This window comes from Streptomyces sp. 6N223 (assembly GCF_052246635.1).
In the GTDB taxonomy this organism is placed as follows: domain Bacteria; phylum Actinomycetota; class Actinomycetes; order Streptomycetales; family Streptomycetaceae; genus Streptomyces.
In genome coordinates this window covers 1-2745 of the sequence record NZ_JBQQCA010000130.1, presented here as the reverse complement: position 1 = coordinate 2745, position 2745 = coordinate 1, and the positions used below count along the sequence as shown (strand labels likewise).

General features: G+C 68.9%; 1 protein-coding gene and 1 pseudogene. Both read left to right on the top strand.

The window, feature by feature from the left end; genetic code table 11:
* Window positions 1-446 precede the first annotated feature (446 nt).
* Window positions 447-1601 (top strand): annotated as a pseudogene (locus tag ACTWQH_RS32615) (glycoside hydrolase family 27 protein); the annotation flags it as partial.
* A 534-nt stretch (window positions 1602-2135) separates the two neighbouring features.
* Window positions 2136-2745: endo-1,4-beta-xylanase (locus tag ACTWQH_RS32610; RefSeq protein ID WP_443290429.1), on the top strand; the 610-nt coding region annotated here is incomplete at its 3' end.

Here is a 2745-nt window from a genome sequence, read left to right as displayed (position 1 = left end):
GAGGCAAGCATGGGGGGACTCCGTGGCGGCTCGGCCGGTGAACCCACCCACAAGAACATCGCCTGTCCATGGTGTCCGGCACGGTGGCGCGTGGGGGGACCTCACCGGAACAAAAACGGATGGTGCGCGTACGGTCCTGCCAAGGTCTGTGGGGCGGGCACAGACCTGTACGGCCAGTCCGCGCGTCCGACATGTCGAACGCCAGCTGGCCCTTCAGACGTCAGGATCATAGGTGGCTCGAGACATTAGTCAACATACGTCGTACGGATATTTTTTCTCCGACGGGCGACCCCGCCCTGTGCTGGTGATGCCTGATCAGTCCGCCAGGCATGGTTGACCTCGCGATTGCGTTGATGCTTGCCTGTCGTCGGCAGGGGGCTGCCGACGGAAGGAACGTCTCCGTGCAAGGCACACAGGCACGCACGCTCTTGGCGGGACTGACGGGCATGCTGCTGGTCGCCTCCGCCACGGTCACCGGGACCGTGCTCACCGGCTCCCCGGCGGCCGCCAAGGACGCCACGCTCGCGCTGACTCCCCCCATGGGCTTCAACAACTGGAACGCTTTCGGCTGCGAGGTCAGCGCCGATCTCATCATGGACACCGCCGACGCCATGGTGGCCACCGGCCTGAAGGACGCCGGCTACGAGTACGTCAACATCGACGACTGCTGGGCCGAGCGCGAGCGCGACGCCGAGGGCCGACTGGTGCCCGACGACGTCAAGTTCCCCGACGGCATCGCACCCGTCGCGGACTACGTGCACAGCCTCGGGCTCAAGCTCGGCATCTATGCCGACGCCGGCACCGCCACCTGCGCCGAGTACCCCGGCAGCCTGGGCTACGAGGAGATCGACGCCCAGACCTTCGCCGACTGGGGCGTGGACTACCTGAAATACGACAACTGCTTCAACAACAGCGACGGCTCCCAGCAGGACTACATCAACCGCTACCAGGCCATGGAGGATGCCCTCGACGCCACCGGCCGCCCGATCGTCTACTCCATCTGCGAGTGGGGATCGTCCGCGCCGTGGGAGTGGGCCGGCGACGTGGGTCATCTGTGGCGCACCACCGGCGACATCCAGGACAACTGGGACAGTTTGAAGAGCATCATCGCCAGCAACCTGCCGCTCGCCGAGGCCGCCGGACCCGGCCACTGGAACGACCCGGACATGCTGGAGATCGGCAACGGCGGCATGACCCAGACCGAGTACCAGACCCACTTCAGCATGTGGGCGGTCATGGCCGCGCCGCTGCTGATCGGCAGCGACCTGCGCGACGTCACGCAGGAGACCCTCGACATCCTCCTCAACGAGGACGTGATCGCCGTCGACCAGGACCCGCTGGGCGCCCAGGGCACGGTCGTCTCGGACACGGACGGGCTCATCGTCGTCGACAAGCCGCTGGAGGACGGCAGCCACGCGGTGGCGCTGTACAACTCCACCGACAGCGACGCGAACATCGCCACCACCGCCGACCAGCTCGGCCTCCCAGCCGCCGCCAGCTACGGGCTGACGGACCTGTGGAGCAAGGAGACCAGCGAGACCGCCTCCGAGATCGCCGCCACCGTCCCCGCCCACGGCACCACCCTCTACAAGGTCGAAGCCCTCGGCTGACCCGCTGAGCCGAGACCGTCGCACAGCCCCCCGCGTCTCATGGCCCTATTGAAGTTCGCTGGGCTTCATGGTTTCTTTGAGTGCGCAGGGGCGCTGGGAAATCGGAGTTGTCATGGCCATGAGACATGGCCCGACGAGTGATCCCACGCGCGAGTGGCGCGGGGCCGGCAGCCTTCGGGCGGCAGCCCACCGACTTCCACCGCACCGACTCCCGCGTCCCCCACTACTCCGCCGGCCGCGCGTCCCAGCCGCCGGCCCGCCGCAGACCGGCAACGCCACCAACGCCCAGGGGGCCACGCCCACCCAGGACGACGGCACCGGCCTGCGGGTGACCGCGGACTCCCGGCGGTGCGGGTGAGGAAGGCCCGCCGCCGGAGCTCGGCGTTCCGCACCATGCCCCGACCAACCGCAGGGCTCGTGCGCCACCCCAGGGCTCACTCGGCACGACGCGACGTCACACACACGACCACTCCGGACAGGGATCATCTCCCCCCTGTCTCCCCCACCGGAAGAAGGAGGCTCCACGTGATCAGCAGTTCGCCCATGCGGCGCGCACGCCGGCCCGTCCGGGCCGCGGTCGCCATTGCGGTGACCGGCGGCCTGGCGGTGACCGGCGTCATCATGTCCACCGGCTCCGCCACGGCCCAGGCCGACACCCTCGGCGCCGCCGCGGCCCAGAGCGATCGGTACTTCGGCGCCGCCGTCGCCGAGCAGTTCCTCGGCGAGGCCGAGTACGCGTCCACGCTGAACGCGGAGTTCACCAGCGTCGTCGCCGAGAACTCGATGAAGTGGGACGCCACCGAGCCCAACCCGGGCCAGTTCAACTTCAGCGGCGGTGACCAGATCGTCGCCCACGCACAGGCCAACGGCCAGGCCGTCCGCGGCCACACCCTGGTCTGGCACGCCCAGCAGCCAGGCTGGACCGGCGGCCTGTACGGCGACGACCTGCGCAACGCCATGATCAACCACATCACCGAGACCGCCGGCCACTACGCGGGCCAGATCTCGTCCTGGGACGTGGTCAACGAGGCGTTCGAGGAGGACGGCTCCCGCCGTCAGTCCAACCTCCAGATCGAGATGGGCGACACCTGGATCGAGGAGGCGTTCGTCGCCGCCGACGCCGCCGACCCCGACG